At 39.1% G+C, this 17792-nt stretch carries 16 protein-coding genes; 11 read left to right on the top strand and 5 right to left on the bottom strand.

Annotated features, from left to right (window positions below):
• Positions 1-38: 38 nt before the first annotated feature.
• Complete coding sequence (locus OIZ54_RS00920; protein WP_264389427.1) at positions 39-1307, bottom strand: sensor domain-containing diguanylate cyclase; 1269 nt, start codon at positions 1305-1307, stop codon at positions 39-41.
• A gap of 339 nt (positions 1308-1646) precedes the next feature.
• Between OIZ54_RS00920 and mnmA the strand changes: the two genes are divergently transcribed.
• From mnmA to OIZ54_RS00895, 5 genes are all read left to right on the top strand, one after another.
• A complete protein-coding gene (gene mnmA, locus OIZ54_RS00915) occupies positions 1647-2747 on the top strand; it encodes a tRNA 2-thiouridine(34) synthase MnmA (RefSeq protein WP_004586724.1) in 1101 nt (366 codons plus the stop codon).
• Positions 2747-3349: a high frequency lysogenization protein HflD gene (hflD, locus tag OIZ54_RS00910; RefSeq protein ID WP_004586725.1), complete on the top strand. Its 603-nt coding sequence runs from the start codon at positions 2747-2749 to the stop codon at positions 3347-3349. Before mnmA ends, hflD begins: the two co-directional genes overlap by 1 nt.
• Positions 3350-3381: 32 nt before the next feature.
• Complete coding sequence (gene purB / locus OIZ54_RS00905; protein WP_024033516.1) at positions 3382-4752, top strand: adenylosuccinate lyase; 1371 nt, start codon at positions 3382-3384, stop codon at positions 4750-4752.
• Positions 4753-4829: 77 nt separating this feature from the next.
• On the top strand, positions 4830-5975 hold the full coding sequence (locus OIZ54_RS00900) for a cupin domain-containing protein (protein ID WP_264389426.1): 1146 nt from the start codon (positions 4830-4832) through the stop codon (positions 5973-5975).
• Between the two features lie 9 nt (positions 5976-5984).
• Positions 5985-6443: a GNAT family N-acetyltransferase gene (locus tag OIZ54_RS00895; protein WP_024033514.1), complete on the top strand. Its 459-nt coding sequence runs from the start codon at positions 5985-5987 to the stop codon at positions 6441-6443.
• Between the two features lie 46 nt (positions 6444-6489).
• Here the strand turns inward: OIZ54_RS00895 and OIZ54_RS00890 are convergent, their stop codons facing one another.
• The gene (locus tag OIZ54_RS00890) at positions 6490-6936 is read right to left on the bottom strand and encodes a DUF4826 family protein (RefSeq protein ID WP_264389425.1); all 447 of its coding nucleotides are present in this window, start codon (positions 6934-6936) and stop codon (positions 6490-6492) included.
• 142 nt (positions 6937-7078) lie between these two features.
• Entirely contained in the window at positions 7079-8482 is a 1404-nt protein-coding gene (locus OIZ54_RS00885; protein ID WP_138611494.1) for a M28 family peptidase, read from the bottom strand.
• A 228-nt stretch (positions 8483-8710) separates the two neighbouring features.
• On the opposite strand from OIZ54_RS00885, the gene OIZ54_RS00880 reads away from it, so the two are divergent.
• Positions 8711-9508, top strand: coding sequence for a hypothetical protein (locus tag OIZ54_RS00880; protein ID WP_264389424.1), 798 nt, complete (start codon positions 8711-8713; stop codon positions 9506-9508).
• Position 9509: 1 nt separating this feature from the next.
• Here the strand turns inward: OIZ54_RS00880 and OIZ54_RS00875 are convergent, their stop codons facing one another.
• A complete protein-coding gene (locus OIZ54_RS00875) occupies positions 9510-9914 on the bottom strand; it encodes a GFA family protein (RefSeq protein WP_264389423.1) in 405 nt (134 codons plus the stop codon).
• 204 nt (positions 9915-10118) lie between these two features.
• Here OIZ54_RS00875 and OIZ54_RS00870 point away from each other — a divergent pair, with 204 nt between their 5' ends.
• The 5 genes from OIZ54_RS00870 (at position 10119) to OIZ54_RS00850 (ending at position 16218) form a co-directional block, all read left to right on the top strand.
• Positions 10119-10958, top strand: a complete 840-nt coding sequence (locus tag OIZ54_RS00870) for a hypothetical protein (protein ID WP_064385110.1) — start codon at positions 10119-10121, stop codon at positions 10956-10958.
• Positions 10959-11049: 91 nt separating this feature from the next.
• On the top strand, positions 11050-12897 hold the full coding sequence (locus tag OIZ54_RS00865; RefSeq protein WP_264389422.1) for an ABC transporter ATP-binding protein: 1848 nt from the start codon (positions 11050-11052) through the stop codon (positions 12895-12897).
• A gap of 174 nt (positions 12898-13071) precedes the next feature.
• The gene (locus tag OIZ54_RS00860) at positions 13072-13584 is read left to right on the top strand and encodes an outer membrane beta-barrel protein (RefSeq protein WP_096041630.1); all 513 of its coding nucleotides are present in this window, start codon (positions 13072-13074) and stop codon (positions 13582-13584) included.
• Positions 13585-13617: 33 nt separating this feature from the next.
• Positions 13618-14892 carry an Ig-like domain-containing protein gene (locus OIZ54_RS00855; protein ID WP_096041629.1) on the top strand — a complete coding sequence of 425 codons (1275 nt, stop codon included), beginning with the start codon at positions 13618-13620 and terminating at the stop codon, positions 14890-14892.
• A gap of 453 nt (positions 14893-15345) precedes the next feature.
• Positions 15346-16218, top strand: a complete 873-nt coding sequence (locus tag OIZ54_RS00850; protein ID WP_171036152.1) for a family 16 glycosylhydrolase — start codon at positions 15346-15348, stop codon at positions 16216-16218.
• A gap of 169 nt (positions 16219-16387) precedes the next feature.
• Here the strand turns inward: OIZ54_RS00850 and OIZ54_RS00845 are convergent, their stop codons facing one another.
• Positions 16388-17764, bottom strand: coding sequence for a hypothetical protein (locus tag OIZ54_RS00845; RefSeq protein ID WP_264389421.1), 1377 nt, complete (start codon positions 17762-17764; stop codon positions 16388-16390).
• Positions 17765-17792: the final 28 nt, after the last annotated feature.

Genomic DNA, 17792 nt, shown 5'->3' with positions numbered 1-17792 from the left:
TAATTCTCAAAGCTATATAAATAGTCCAAGGCTATAAATTAACTTAATGCTAAACAATTTCGTCCTTGCCTTTTTGAATAATAAAGTGCGCTGTCGGCGGCCTTAATAAACTCTTTTTGATCGCAACTATCCTCTTTATTAATTGCGTGAATACCCATGCTCAGAGTTAAGTAGCCGGTAAAGCTGTCTTCATGAGGGATGTGCAGCTCTTCAATTGCCTTTTGAATATGCTCAGCAATAAATAAGGCCCCTTGTTTATCGGTTTGAGGCAGCAATACAACAAATTCTTCTCCGCCATAACGCGCCACAAAGTCCTCGGTGCGGCTTACCGTACACGCTATTGCTTGCGCCACGTTATACAAACTTAAATCACCTTCAACATGCCCGTAGCGGTCGTTAAAGAGTTTAAAGTGATCAATATCGATTAAAATAATTGCCAAATCGTCACCACACTCAACGGCTTTTTCGAACTCTTTACTTAGCTTTTCATCAAAACGACGTCTATTTGCTATTTGTGTTAGCGAATCTAAAAAAGCCATGTCGCGTAAAATATTTTGATCTTCTAAACGCTTGGTCGCATCATTAAATACAGCAATATATTCATCGCCCAAATTGATTCCAGATACTTCCATGGTAATTGTATTACCGCTTTTACAAGTAACATGGTAATCATGCGCGGGGATGTCTTGCCCTGTTCCATTGCCAATTTCTAAAGTCGATTGCCAGGTTTTTTTCACGGCCTCTCGATAATGAGGGTCTGGGTATGCATTAACCCACCACTGCTCTAAGTTAGGTAAGTCATCAATGGTATAACCAAATACATCTATAAAGCGCTGATTAATCCTAATAATATCACCGGTTTTAACACACACATTAGAGATAGGCATAGGCAAAATAGTAAATAAATGGGCGTAGTGGCTCATCTCGTGGCGCTTCATAGGATGATGCATTTTTTTAGAAAGGAAACTGTATGGCGCATCTTCTTTTTCATTAGAAAGCGAATTATCCATACTTAATGCAAAATACCATTCATCCCACCAGCGTTTCATAGTCTCAAACAAGGCAGTTTCTGTCTCGTCAACTAATTCAAAAGAACTTGAGACAGCATTGAAAATCTCATCAATAGGACTGTTTTGCTTGGCATCTGAGGGTAAAGTGTGCTCAAAAACTTCATGAAAAAGCGTATACGTATCACGTTTTAAGTCGCTTGTAGGCATTATGAGCAACTCATTTAGTTCATCGCGTGAGTTTGCAGCATAATATTGTATTAACGTTGAAAGCTTTTTTACCTGGAAGGCGTAATTCATATATTCATTCCGTTGAAAATATTTTTATAATAAAAAGTGAGTCTAATAAGCTAAATCTTACTGGCAGCTGAATTTACAAGCAAGAACAAGGTAATAAAAGCATTATTATCATTTAATAGAGTAAGAATGGCACCGAAATATCTTTTTACAATCGATTATTTAAATTTTTCATCATTTTTTATGTTAAATGCGTTTCAGTCTTATTTGCTATTTATTATATGAATAAAATAACTACAAAATCGTGTGTTTGCGCCACTCCTCCCTTTAAGCAAAAACAAAATGCGTGCTATAATCGCGGCCTTTCCTAGTTAACAGCAATCTGTATAAGCGAAATTATTCATGAGCGAAAATAGTCACATTAAAGTCATCGTTGGTATGTCCGGCGGTGTTGATTCTTCTGTATCTGCATATTTATTACAACAACAGGGCTACCAAGTAGAAGGCCTGTTTATGAAGAACTGGGAAGAAGACGACAATGACGAATACTGTGCAGCCGCTGAAGATTTAAAAGATGCACAAGCAGTGTGTGACAAATTAGGCATCGAGCTTCATACCGTTAACTTTGCAGCCGAATACTGGGATAACGTTTTTGAGTACTTTTTAGAAGAGTACAAAGCGGGCCGTACGCCAAACCCAGATATTATGTGTAACAAAGAAATTAAATTTAAAGCATTTTTAGAATTTGCAGCACAAGCACTTGGCGCCGATTATATTGCAACAGGCCATTATGTTCGTCGTGAACTACGAGACGACAAATACGTTATGTGCCGAGGCTTAGACGATAACAAAGATCAAAGCTATTTCTTATATACCTTAAGCCATGAACACATAGGCCAAACTCTTTTCCCAGTAGGCGATATAGCTAAACCAGACGTACGCCGTATTGCAGAAGAGCAAGACTTAATCACCCACGATAAAAAAGACAGCACCGGTATTTGTTTTATTGGGGAGCGTAAATTTAAAGACTTTTTACAAAAGTTTTTACCTGCTCAACCTGGTGTGATTGAAGATACTGACGGCAACAACGTAGGTGAGCACGAAGGGCTTATGTATCATACACTTGGCCAGCGTAAAGGCTTGTTAATTGGTGGCATGAAAGAAGGCTCTGGCGAGCCATGGTACGTTGTAGATAAAGACGTTGAGCGCAATGTGCTCGTCGTCGGACAAGGTAAAGACCACCCTCGCCTGTACAGCAATGGCCTAAACGCCAATCAATTACATTGGGTAGACCGTGTTGGTCCTCAAGGTACAACGCGCTGCACCGTTAAAACCCGTTACCGCCAAGAAGATATTAATTGTACTCTTCTCGTTGGGGAAGATGGTATGGCACGCGTATTGTTTGATGAACCACAAAAAGCCGTTACACCAGGTCAATCAGCTGTTTTTTATGCCGATGATGTGTGTTTAGGTGGCGGTATTATAGATTCGGTGATTAAGTAATGAATCAACACCAAGTCATGGCGCTTGCCGCCATGTGCCAAGTGGCTAAACAAGTACAAAAAATTGCGCAATACGGCAGCGCAAACGATTCAGACTTAGACGTGCTATTTACAAGTATTGTACAAACATCACCCGCATCCCCGGTTGATGTTTACCAAGGTACGCATAACTTGCGCGACGGCTATAAAACATTAATGGCGCAGCTTACTGCTGGCGCTCAAAAAGATGTGGAAATAGTTAAGTACGTAGGTGGTTTAATGCAGCTTGAACGTATTTTAAATAACGAGCCAAAAAGCTTAGCTGAACTTGGCCGTCGTATCGACGACATTCATCGTCGCTTAGATCACTTTGCTATAACCGATGACACAGTAGTTGCCGGTTTAGCAGATATATACTCGTCGGTGCTGAGCCCCCTTGGGCACCGAATTCAGGTTTATGGTAAACCCGAGTTATTAAAACAGCAGCAAACGCAAAATAAAATTCGTGCCCTTTTATTAGCAGGAATTCGCAGTGCTGTATTATGGCGACAAATGGGCGGTAAACGCCGTCACTTTTTCTTTGCAAAAAGAAAAATTCTCGCTATTGCAAAAACAAACATTTAATTATCGTTCAAAACTAAAATTTAGGAGTTATTATGGAGCTTTCAGCGTTAACCGCTATCTCTCCAGTGGATGGTCGCTACGGCAGCAAAACCACTGAACTACGCAGTATTTTCAGCGAATTTGGCTTAATCAAATACCGCGTAACCGTTGAAGTGCGTTGGTTGCAAGCCTTAGCTGCAGCAAGCGATATTAAAGAAGTACCTGCATTTAGCGAACAAGCCAATGCACTTTTAAATGCCATAGTTGATAACTTCAGCGAAGCAGACGCACAGCGTGTTAAAGACATTGAACGCACCACAAACCACGATGTTAAAGCGGTAGAATATTTACTAAAAGAAAAAGTAGCCGATAACAGCGAAATTAACGCTATTAACGAGTTCATCCATTTTGCCTGTACATCAGAAGATATTAATAACCTATCTCATGGTTTAATGCTAAGCGAAGCTCGTGATAATGTGCTCCTTCCATACTGCGACCAACTACTTAACGCTATAAAAGAAAAAGCCATTGAGTACAAAGCAGTACCTATGATGACGCGTACCCACGGCCAACCAGCTACGCCTTCAACAATGGGTAAAGAGTTTGCTAACGTATACATGCGTTTAAAACGCCAGCGCGACCAAATCGCACAGGTAGAAATGCTAGGTAAAATTAACGGTGCTGTAGGTAACTACAATGCTCATCTGAGTGCTTACCCAGATTACGATTGGCATACCCACGCAAGCAACTTTGTAACTAGCCTTGGTTTAACCTTTAACCCGTTCACTACACAAATAGAGCCGCATGACTACATTGCCGAGCTATTTGATGCTATTGCTCGCTTTAACACTATTTTACTTGATTTTGATCGTGACGTTTGGGGTTACATTGCCCTTAACCACTTTAAGCAAAAAACCATTGCTGGCGAAATCGGCTCTTCAACAATGCCGCATAAAGTAAACCCTATCGACTTTGAAAACTCAGAAGGTAACCTAGGTTTAGCAAATGCTATATTTGCTCACCTTGCACAAAAACTGCCAGTTTCTCGTTGGCAGCGTGACCTTACCGACTCAACCGTTTTACGTAACTTAGGTGTGGGTATGGGCTACACGCTTATTGCGTATCAATCTACACTTAAAGGCGTAAGCAAGCTTGAAGTAAATGAGCAACGTTTACTTGATGAGCTTGATCAAAACTGGGAATTACTTGCTGAGCCAATTCAAACGGTTATGCGTAAATACGGTATTGAAAAACCATACGAAAAACTTAAAGATTTAACGCGTGGTAAACGTGTAAATCAAGAGATAATGGCCGACTTTATCGATGGTTTAGACCTGCCAGAGCACGCTAAAGTAGAAATGAAAAAACTAACACCTGCCAACTACATTGGCCGCGCTGTTGAGTTTATTGACGATTTAGTTTAAATACTAAATTGCGCATATAAAAAGCGAAAGGATAATCCCTTTCGCTTTTTTTGTACTAAAAATTATAGGCCAACTCTATGTACCAATTAAAAATAAACAACCTCTGTGAGCAAGAATTTTTAAACCAATACTGGCAAAAAAAACCGCTATTAATTAAACAAGGCTTTACAGACTTTCAAGACCCAATAGAGGCAGAAGAGCTTGCCGGTCTTGCTATGGAAGAAAGTATAGAGTCGCGAATTGTTACCAACCACAATAACGATTGGCAAGCATACCAAGGCCCATTTGAAGACTTTGAAAAATTAACTGAGCAACACGCTACTTTATTGGTACAAGCGGTTGATCATTGGCATAGCGATGCAGCACAACTGCTTCGCCCATTTAGGTTTATACCTAACTGGCGAATAGATGATTTAATGATCAGCTACTCAACCCCTAAAGGTGGCGTAGGTCCGCACCTAGATCAGTACGATGTATTTATTATACAAGGCGAGGGTAAGCGTCATTGGCGTGTTGGCTTGCCTGATCCAACACTTAAACAATTTGCGCAAAATAAAAAACTACTGCAAGTTGAGCAATTTGAAGCCGTTATAGATTGTATTTTAGAGCCCGGCGATATTTTATACATACCACCTGGGTGCCCTCACGAAGGTTATGCAATAGAAAACGCCCTTAACTACTCGGTTGGATTTAGAGCGCCTAATCAACAAGACTTATTTTCTAGTTTTGCCGATCATGTTATTGATACCGACAGCGGCCAAAAACGCTATACCGATCATACTTTAGCCCTTAGGGACTCTAAAGGTGAGCTTTTACAGAGCGAAACCGATAAAGTTAAAACCCTTATGCAAGCGCTACTTAATAACGATGAGCTATTTAAGCATTGGCTTGGTAATACCTTAAGCCAAGCCAAGCACGAAATGGACTTAGCACCGCTTGAAGAGCCTATAACCTGTGAGCAAATGAGTGAGTTAATAGCAAACAATGCAGAAGAATTTGAGCGTTTAGGCGGCGTACGTGCTATCTATCAGCAGCTAGAAGACACCCTATTATTAAGTATTAATGGCGAAAACTACCCGTTGCCACTTTGCGACTTAAATGCCGTTACACTATTAACAGATCATGATTATGTTAATACCGACGATTTAAACGCAGCGCAGCCTAGCCTAGTTTTTATTCAAACCTTTACTACACTAGTTAATGAGGGGATGTGGTTTAATTAGAGGTGCGCTATGGGCTATCAAATTAATAAGGTCGAGTGGGATAGGCAAAAAGACCAGCTACAACAAATACGTGAAAAAGTATTTGTATATGAGTTACACATACCCAAACGAATAGAATTTGATAGCCAAGACAAACTAGCACACCATGTGCTAGTTACTCACAACAGTAACGCACCCGTAGCCACAGGTAGGCTGTGTACAGATGGCTTAATAGGCCGAATAGCCGTTTTACCCGCACACCGTAATCGCCACGTTTATACTTCATTACTTACTTTTATTGTTAATCTTGCCGCTAACGATGGCCACCAAGTTATTAGTATTAATTGTATTTTAAACGAAGTTGAACGCTTTAGGCGAAACGGCTTTATACAACAAGGCGGTGTTTTTATGGAAGCAGGTATACCTAGGCAGCGAATGCAATGCCAAGTGTCTGAGTTTGTCACTAAACCATTTACATTAGTACATTAAAAAAGGGCCGTTAATAGCCCTTTTTTACGTTTATACAAGCAATACCTTATTTGGGTTCATTAGCCCAAAGTTGCTCGTTTTCATGCATTTCGTATAAGCCGTGTGCACGGTTTATAAGTAAGTTAGCAAAGTCGACCTGGGTTTTATCTCGTGCGCCAGCACTCATTATTTGATCTGCTTTTAACTGCCATTGTAATGAAAAATAACGCATAGCATCGCGCGCATCTTTTGCTGCACTTACTTCTGCATGATCAGTGGGTAAGCGCCCTGTTATTACCCAGTAGCTCTTGCCGTTTTGCGCTTTAAATTTCCACATAGCACACAATGGTGCTAAAAAGCGGCTGTCTTTGTCTATTACTGATTTAGGCATAATGCCTTTTTCTGCTAAGTATTTTTGGGCGTTTTGAAAACACTCGCGTTGCCAAGCAACCCGTTGTTGCTCTATTTGTGCTTGCTCTTGCGCTGTTAATGGTTTTTTTTCTTCTTGCTGCATTTTATTAACCCTTACTGCTTTTTTTCTACACTCTAAGTGCATAACAAATAAGGTGCAAGCATAAAACACCTGCTTTGCACCTTAAATACACCATTTGATTTGTTTTTAATCACAATTGCACTTAAGCAATAATAAATCGCTGTTATTTTATATTGTGATCAAACGAGCCTACATCACCTGGGAACACCACTGGCGATTCAATCCCGTCTTTGCTTATCGCTGCAACACCAAAATAGTAATTATCTATAACAACGTTTTTAAGTGTAGCTTTACTTACATTGCCCACATCTTGACTAAATTGCCATTGTGGCTCACTGGTATAGCGCCAATAAATACGATAACCGGCAATATTATCATCATCAGAACTTTGCCACGAAAGCGTAGTGTCAGCCTTAACCGCGCCTTCAATTTTTACCTGCTTAGGAGGAGCTGGCGCCCAAGCCATTGAAGCCATTGTTACTGCGTTCAATGATGTAAGCTTTGCTGTGTAGTCAAAATCAACGCCATCTATGGTATCGCCATAAACTACACCATTTTCTGTACGTAAATCTTGATGTTGTCGGTCGTAATGCTCATTAGTTTCCATAATTCTGACTGCTGCAAAACCTGCATCGTTAAACGGTCTATGGTGCCCGCCCCGGCCAAATCTATCTAACCTGTAAACTAACATTGTATCTAAATTTGGAATGTACCTATCGGCAATTGTATCTATATAGCGCGCTAAATTACGACTCGCCGAATCGACTTCACCACCTGTAAAACGGCGCGTTCTTGCTTGTTGTTTCGTTTCTACTACACGCGTGCCTTCTGAGAAAATACGAGCTGTTGTATTGTCGGTAACGCCATTAATACCGGTAATATTGCCAATCATGTCGTTATTTAAAACGCCATGTACTTGCCAATTGTGCTCTTGCGCATACGCTGTGAGTATTTTACCGCCAAATAAACCCTGCTCTTCGCCCGACAACGCTGCATACACAACTGAGCCATTAAATTTATGCTTGCTTAGTACACGTGCAGCTTCAATAACCCCTGCCACACCTGAAGCGTTATCATTAGCACCCGGTGAATCACTGGTAAAGTCCATTACATCGCTCACGCGCGAATCAATATCGCCCGACATAATAACCATTCGGTTTGGCTCAGTGCTACCACGCTGAATGGCCACAATATTTACCACTTCAACAGGATTAGGAATTCGTTTTTCACCTGATATAGTGTCTTTAACTTCAATAACTTCTAGGCAACCACCACATTGCGCTGATATTTTTTCAAACTCTTTTTTAATCCAACGCCGTGCAGCACCTATGCCCCGTGTATCTGACTTAGTTTCAGAAAGCGTATGGCGGGTACCAAAATCCACCAGCGTTTGTATGTCGCTCCCAATACGTTTAGCTGATACCTGCGCTGCAATATCATGTAGCTTTTGTTGTTCTTCATATTTTATGCTGGCATGAGCCTGTGCTGATAATCCTGCCGTACAAGCAAAGGCTAACGTACTCAATTTAATAAGTTTAGTTGTAATAGAAAAAGGGGTTTTGCGCATTATAAGCTCCTTATTTTTTACCTTACCATTACTCAACAACCTATTTAGTGCAACTATTTTGAGTTAAAGCTTTATACAAGTAAGCTCAACTGTAAAAATTAACCACACATAAGTACTCCCCTCTTTTAAGTAATCAAGCGTATTACAAACCTTGTTACATAAATACGCTATATACATAGCGTGTTTTCGTGGCAAACTAATGGGGTGTTTTATTTGTATTTGTAACCTATGCGCCAGCTTAAAGCCGACACTGTCTCTGCTAATTTAATTGCCACTAGTAACAACCAATATGGGCCTATTTGTGTTTATCAAAATACGGCCTATCGCTGGTTAACACTTGCCCAAAATGCGCAAAGCAATATCACTATTCAAGGGGTGATGAGCCTTAATGAGAATGAACAATTACTGATTGCGGTTAATCAATGCATGCTGTTATTTTTACTTAAAGCAGCTGAGCCTCTAAGTGTTTTAAATTTAGGTTTAGGTACTGCGGGCATTGAGCGAGCCATTCATTATTTACATAACAAAACGGCTTTTATAAATAACTTAGCTGTGTTTGACAGTGTAGAAATAAACCCCGCGATGATAAGCGTTGCTAAGCACCATTTTAACTTGCCTGCTCATCATACTGTGCACTTACAAAATGCAGAGCTGTTTGTTGCAACGTGCACGCGCACATACAATGTAATTACAATTGATATTTTTAGTGGCGATGTACATCAAGACTTTTTATCTAACAGCGTATTTTGGCAAAACATACGTCGCTGCAGCGGGCTAAATGCGCAAATTATTATAAATTTAAACCCTAAAACAGGAAAAGAGCTCCAAGCTTTACTCGTCTTGTTTAGGCAACACTTTAGCTGTATTGCCCTTATAGAGTTTAACGAATACAAAAATATTGTCGTGATACTTTCTCAGCAAAGTTTAGTGCACATTAATAAAGAAGAAATAGCCCATTCGCCATTATTTAAAACGTGGGCGCCCACCCTTCACAACGACATAAACAGCATTTATCACATAGAGTAATTTAGCGCCCTGGTTCGTGTTTTTCATAGCACGGCAAATGGGTTTCTAATTGCTCCCAATTGGCTTTAGAGGTAACAAAATTATGCGACATTACCTGTTCAGCAATATCGTCATCTATCAACCCTAGGCGTATTCGCAAGCGAGATTTATCCTCTGCATTAGCACTGTAAATAGGTGAGCCACATGTTTTACAAAAAAAGCGCGCACGCCCAGGTTTGAAATTAAATTCAGTTAAATTATCTTCACCTTTGGTAAGTGTAAATTCGTGAGTGTTTACAAAACCATTAGTCGCAAAAGCAGTCCCGCTGTTTTTTCTGCAAAGTGAGCAGTGACAATGAATAATTTGAGAAATAGCCCCTTTAATTTCAATGCTTACCGCTTTACATAAGCACGTTCCAGTATACATATAATCCCTTTTATTATTTTTAATTGTGTGTTGTTAGGTATTTTACGCGTTTAAAATAAAAACGTCAGTAGAATAGATAAAACACAATATTGATTGACTAATTTACACCAAATTGGTTATATAAATTTTAAGTTTGAAAAATTAAAAGTCATATATTGGTTTACCAATTTATATGCTTATACTTACATTAGTAAAAGAGGGATTATGCGCGTTAAATACAGCTTACTGTTAGTGGCTTGCTCAGGATTATTAGCCTGTAGCCAAAACAATCAAAACGCCCCCTCTGCAAAGTGGCTATTAGTAGATAACTTTGAACAACCGCTAAAAGGCTGGACAAAGGCCGACACAGACAATCAAACTCAACCTTATGTTGCTAACCCACAAGTAACTAAAATAGAAGTTGAGGATACAGCCAAAGGGATTAACCATTTTTTAATTAAAAAGCCTGCCGAAAATGGTATTGTCGGCAACCGAAAAGCCCTCAGCTATAAAAAGCTTCCAAAAACAGTGCCCGTTGGCGAAACCTACACTTTTTTTACCCGCATTAACGTTGCCTCTTTTCCAAATAACCATGCTTTTGGATTAAGTAACTTAGAGCCAGAGCAAATAAACGTTCATGGCTACGACGCCTTTGAAGCCACTCTACGAGTAACCGATAAAACCGAATCAAATGGGTTAGTCAATACCGGGGCGCTAATGGTCAAAACTGATAAGGGCTATAGTAATATCCAAAACTATGCACAAGCGCAATCGGCTAAACCACTTGATACAAACAGTTGGTACAACATTTGGTACGTTGTTAATAATGCATCGGTAAAAATGCAAGGCCAGCAATACAATGTATACGTTCAAGGCGGCGAATTTAAAAACCAAACCTTAGTGTATAAAAATGCCACCTTTAGAATGAAACGCGAGCGCCCACTTAACTATTTTTTAGCTAACTGTAATACGGGCCCACACAAAAAGCCCTACGGAAATGGCGGTTTACGCTATGACGACATTTATATGATTAAAGGCGTAAACCTCACAAACCCTATTCGATAAAAGTAGCAGTGTAAATTAGTCGCTAAAGATCTACAGCGCGCCACTTAAATGGTATGATCCTTTTCTATTTTTTGTCATTTAAGTTTATAAAATGTATCGATTATTCGAAAAAATGACCAACGCATTTCCTGAGCAAAAGCCAACGCAGCCGCCCTCTACATTATTTGCGTTTTGTCGTCATTACACTAAAGGTATGGAGCTTTCGTTAGTTTTAATGTCTGTTAGTGCTGCCCTGCTTGCCATTTTAGAAGTATCGTTATTTAGCTATATGGGCCAATTGGTTGATTGGTTGGGCACCTACACACCGCAAACCCTGTTTGAAGAGCAAAAAGCCGAACTTATAAAAATGGCGGTAGTGCTTTTAGTGGTATTGCCTATTGTGGTGTTTTTTCACTCGGCTATTTTGCACCAAGCATTACTGGGTAATTACCCTATGTCGATTCGTTGGTCGGCGCATAGATACTTATTACGCCAAAGTGTTAGCTTTTATCAAAACGAGTTCGCAGGGCGTATTGCCACAAAAGTAATGCAAACATCACTGGCCGTACGAGAAGCCGTAATGAAACTGCTCGATGTACTAATGTATATTGTGGTTTATTTTGGCGCTATGGTGTTTTTAGTTGCAGAAGCTGATTGGCGTTTAATGCTACCGCTTTTAGTGTGGGTAATTATTTATGCCGCCATTCAAATGTACTTTGTGCCAAAACTTAAAAAAATTGCCAGCTCGCAGGCCGATGCGCGCTCTGAAATGACCGGCCGTATAGTTGACAGCTATACAAATATATCGACCATTAAGCTTTTTTCGTACACACAACGTGAAGAACAATACGCTAAACAAAGTATGGATGTATTTTTACAGCCTGTTTATAAGCAAATGCGTTTAGTAACCAGCCTTAACTTTGCTATTAATAGCCTAAATTACTTATTAGTATTTAGTGTGGCCGCACTATCCCTTTATTTATGGTCGTTAAGTGCAATTAGCGCAGGCGCCATTGCTGTTGCTGTTAGTTTATCGCTTAGATTAAATGGCATGGCGCAGTGGATCATGTGGGAAATAAGCAGCTTGTTTGAAAACATTGGTACCGCCACCGATGGCATGAAAACCTTATCTACGCCCATTAAAGTAGATGACAAACCCGATGCAAAAACGCTTAACGTTTCTAAGGGCGATATAGCGTTTTCAAATGTTCACTTTAACTACGGCAAAGCCGCTAACGAAACCAATCGCGGTCCGGTAATGAACGGCCTAAACCTACATATAAAACCCGGTGAAAAAATTGGCTTAGTGGGTCGCTCTGGCGCTGGTAAATCAACGTTAGTTAATTTACTTCTACGCTTTTACGATACCGATTCTGGTACGATTAAAATTGATGGCCAAAACATTACCGATGTAAGCCAAGAAAGCCTTCGCCGCTATATAGCCATGGTTACGCAAGACACTTCCCTGCTTCACCGCTCTGTAAAAGATAATATTTTATACGGCCGGCCCGATGCCTCAGAAGCCGAAATGCTCAGCGCTGCCAAGCAAGCTAAAGCACTCGAGTTTATAAGCGATTTAGAAGATAGCAAAGGCAATAAAGGGTTTGATGCTCAAGTAGGCGAGCGCGGTGTAACCCTCTCTGGTGGGCAACGCCAGCGTATCGCTATAGCGCGGGTATTACTGAAAAATGCACCTATTTTAATACTCGATGAAGCCACCAGTGCGCTCGACTCAGAAGTTGAAGCCGCAATACAAGCAAGCCTAGATGATTTAATGACAGGTAAAACTGTGATTGCCATTGCTCACAGGCTATCGACCATTGCGCAAATGGACAGACTTATTGTACTTGATGGAGGACGCGTTGTAGAGCAAGGCAGCCACGAAGCGCTCATTGCACAAAATGGTATTTATGCTGGCCTTTGGGCGCATCAAACCGGTGGGTTTATTGGTGTAGATTAGCCAAGATAAGATTATAAGCCGAAAATAGCGCGATTTTTATTGCGCATTACGCTATTAAATCAGGTATTTATAATTTGTTCCTAATTTTATCCAAGCGAATCTCTTCCCTTGATTAAGTTAAGTCAATTATATACCATCCTTACTTATAATAATTTACGGATAGTTTACTTTCACATGGAAAAAACTCTTTATCTACTCCTATTCTGTGCCTCAACGCAATGTTTTGCAGACACCGCATATATTGGTGTTGACTATGTATTACCTGAAATGGCAATTAGTAACGAAGATGTTAAGCCAAAATCAACTGCACTTCGTTTAGGGGTCAGTAACAATAATATGGCTTTTGAAGCCCAATACCTAACCGCCAACGAGAAAGATAACCTTTATCGCATTGAATTCGATATAGAAAAAAGTGCCGCATTATTTTTCGTAATGCAGTCTGATGTTGTTAATGGTTTCGGTTTAGATGTTTCAGTCGGCTATGCGCAAACAGATATTACAGTTAATGGCCCTGAAGAAACTATAAATGATGAATTTCAATATAAAGGTTTTGCCTGGGGTGTGGCAATGCACCAAGATATTCCATACTTAAACAGCACCCAAGTAAGGCTTGGCTATCAATCACTTTATGACAAAGACGATATCGAGATAACAGCTATTTCTCTTGGTTTTACTTACCAATTTTAGTCATTCTCTCATTTTAAAAGGTACAATCCTAAAATGGCAATAAAACACACCTCTCACAAACTCTCTATTATTTCGATATTATTAATAGCAGTTACTGGCTGTGGCTCTGATACTGAGTCAACCGACCTAAAAAAAGCAGTAACTCTCGAAGAGCTTCGCACTGAAGGTACAATTATAGAATCCGTTACTATTATCAATAATCAAACACGCATTAGACCTGGAGAACAATTTCAGCTTAAAGCCATGGGTATAGATAGTAACGGAGAAACGAGAGATGTAACCGATGAGCTTACTTGGAGTACAAGCGACCCAGAAGTAGCCACTGTCAATAGTCGTGGCTTAGTGACAGCCATTACTAATTCTCCACTGGATAGAGGTTTGATTACGGTTACTGGCACTACAATAAATGAAATATCCGGTGAAGGACAAATGTCAATTAGTGATGAAGCCGTTTCGAACATAGAACTAAAACAAGCCTCACCAGAAATAGGTGACATTAATACGTGTATAGAAGCAAGTATTAGTGCAGATATTACTTATTCAGATGGCTATATATCTTTAAATACAATAAAAGATATTAGTTTTACTCTTGATGATGAAACAAGCGCGTTAATCGATAACAACGGTACACTATATACCTCATCAAGTGAAATTGAGAACACTTCAATTACTGCGAATATAGGTAACATATCGGATACCTTAATTGTCACAGCCAACCCAGTTAACCTAGAGAGTATTGATATTCTTTCTGATGATACATCTAAGGATATTATCAAATTAAACTTAGGTTCTCGTATAAGCGTAGCTGCGCAAGCCAATCTAATAAACAATCCTTCTCCTTTCGATATAGACAATACTATAAAGTGGTCTACGTTAGATTCATATACTGTCGGTGTTACAAAACAGGGCGAAAATAAAGGTACTTTACTCGCATTAAAACCAGGCGTTACAGAGCTTGTTGCGAGCTGTGGTGGAGTGTATAAAACAGTAGCCGTACAAGTTGAAGGCGACGCAACCCTAGAAAGTATTCAAATTAATGGCGCTGAAAATCCATTAACTTTGAGCCCTCTGGGTACTTTAGATTTAACATTAACCGCTAACTATAGTGATACCTCTTCTAGCTTGAATGTTTCAGAATTTGCGAATTGGAGTGTAAATGGTAGCACAATTGCAAATGCTGAATTAATTAATATTGGAACCAATCAGGCTAGATATAGATTAACGAGTAATTCAAATGGTAACGGTACAGTTATCGTTTCTGTCAATTACGATGGGATAGTAACAAGTACACAAATCAATATTGAATAAAAAATAGTTAAATACGTCAAGTAAATAGCTCAGAACGAAGGCCTTAATTTACTAGGCCTTCACTTTACCCTTTCTACTCTATTCCTCTTTACAGGTTTGTCGCTTGGTTTTTACAACCCTCTAAAGTTGCAAAGTTTTTAAATAGCATCCAACATTTTACTTTTACTACTAAAAACTTATAGAACACTTCTTCCTCTTCATTGCACATCCCTTACTATTATTTTTGTTGATTAAATATTGTTAACGATTAACATCTATGCAATATTATACCTAGTTCGATTTTTAAGCGAATTATCGGACTTAAAAAGAATATTTTACTGACAGCCTTTTCACATATTTGCGTTATTCAAGACGAAATTATCGTGTGACTATCTAAAAAATGTGTATCGGCAAATTAAAGAAGGTTTATCTATTTCTTTAAACTTTCAACATTAATTTAAATGGAGATTTTATATGAAACAGCTAAAGCTACTAATAGGTAGCACTTTGTTTATGTCTATCACTTCAGTCCAGGCAGCTGATTGGAGCCCTTTTAGTATTCCAGCACAAGCAGGCGCAGGTAAAAGCTGGCAGTTACAAAGTGTTTCAGATGAGTTTAACTACATTGCACAACCTAATAATAAACCAGCTGCTTTTAATAATCGTTGGAACGCATCTTATATAAATGCTTGGCTAGGTCCTGGCGATACAGAATTTAGCGCTGGCCACTCATATACAACTGGCGGGGCGCTTGGTCTGCAAGCAACCGAAAAAGCAGGTACGAACAAAGTTCTCTCAGGTATTATTTCTTCTAAAGCAACCTTTACTTACCCCCTATACCTAGAGGCGATGGTAAAACCAACAAACAACACTATGGCAAATGCTGTATGGATGCTTAGTGCTGATTCTACCCAAGAAATCGATGCTATGGAGTCATATGGTAGCGACCGAATTGGCCAAGAGTGGTTTGACCAACGTATGCATGTTAGTCATCACGTATTTATTCGAGACCCATTTCAAGATTACCAGCCAAAGGACGCTGGCTCTTGGGTTTACAACAACGGAGAAACATACCGCAATAAATTTCGTAGATATGGAGTACATTGGAAGGATGCGTGGAATTTAGATTACTATATAGATGGTGTTTTGGTTCGAAGTGTCTCTGGCCCAAATATTATTGATCCTGAAAACTATACTAACGGAACAGGCTTAAACAAGCCTATGCACATAATACTGGATATGGAACATCAGCCATGGCGAGACGTTAAGCCTAATGCATCTGAGCTTGCAGATCCCAATAAAAGTATATTTTGGGTAGATTGGATACGAGTTTATAAAGCCCAGTAATATATTAAAAACTTAACTTATTAAGTGCGGAACTTATGTTTACAAACCCTCTAATGTTTGCGATATACTCACTGCATTTAATAAGTTTTAAAACACATTCGTTGAGACTTAATGCAAAGTACTTATAAGCTGATGCACTCACTAAGCTTTAAATTCCCTCACCTAACAACTAATCATTATAGTGATTTTCTAAATGGGTTATTTCACTTTCAGTCAAAACTAAACTTCTATACAGAAAATTGTAATCAATTTCATCTTGTTGCTTTACAAATGAAAATGCCGCTTCAATCAAAAGTATTCGCTCTTTTGAACTATACATACTATTCGCAATCTCTATGCTTGATGATAAGCTGCTGGCTAACATATTCTCGCCAGCCAAACGCTTAGCATAACTAGTTTCTTCACTAGGAGTTAATGAATTAAGCCATATTTTTGTTGCATCAGGGTTTTGAGCAATTAGACGCTTGGTAAGTGCAGCCAAAAGTGACTTTCTAACCGCTATAGGAAATGATAATGTGGGGATTATTTCTTTTAACGCATCTAGTCCTTTTTCAGGCGAAGTAGCGACTAAATTTGTCAATAATTTACCCTGAAGTGTTAAGTCATTTTCAGCTAAAATGATATCGAGTATACGTGAGAGTTCGACTCTCTGTGTAGCCATTACCTCTACTAGCCTGCGCAAACCAGCTTGCCTTACAGGACCACCAGGTAATGACAATACCCAGCTTTCTGATGATTCAATATCATCACTAGCAAGCTTTTGTGTGAAATACGCAACGGCGTCATATTTTATTTGTGAATCGTCTAGTAATAAAATAGTCTCTTCAGCCAAAGAAGTATCTTTATCAATTAATGCCGTTAACATAGGTAATATCAACCGCATATACATATCAGGTCTGGGTTGTTGCTCAATCCAGCTAAGCGCTTCTAGTGTGTCCTGAACGCCCCATTGCGTTAGCAAATTATCTATTACTGCCATTTTGATCGAGGTATTGGAGAGGTAGCTTACTTCCTCTAGAACTGTTTCTGGTCTACTTTCCATGTAGGATAAATACCCAGCTGTAATTAGTTTTGCCTTTATATCATTATTTAATTTACTATTATCAATCCAAATGAGTAATTCTTGTAAATCTATTTGCCCTACGGTATACGCGATTTTTTTTATTAAAAAATCCTGTAGTTCCAATTTTAAACTAGTTAAATGCAATAAAGCTTCTTGCCAATTAAAGTATATCCAGGCTAAGTAAATTGGTTCGACTAACTTAGCTTGTTCTCTTAAAAGACGTTTATTTTCATTAATCAATACGCTATCAACACAAGTAGAGTAATCGTCGTTAGTTTTTAACGTTTCTAAATTATTTGAACATAACTCAAATTGCTTAGTTTGGCTGCCCAGTGATAAATTATTCAATAGCTTTAAACCCGCTTCACTGCCTTTATTCAAAGCATTACTAGAACCACTATTATTGGTTTCTTGGGGAGAATAAAACTTGTAAATTAAAAACATTGAAACGAGTAAAAACATAAATGCTATTTTAAATTTCATCCGTTGCCTTTGAAAGTTAAATATTAAT

The sequence above is a fragment of the Pseudoalteromonas sp. A3 genome, assembly GCF_025942345.1.
Lineage (GTDB): Bacteria > Pseudomonadota > Gammaproteobacteria > Enterobacterales > Alteromonadaceae > Pseudoalteromonas > Pseudoalteromonas atlantica.
Note: the sequence above shows the minus strand (reverse complement) of the source record. Positions and strands in the feature narration are given on the sequence as shown.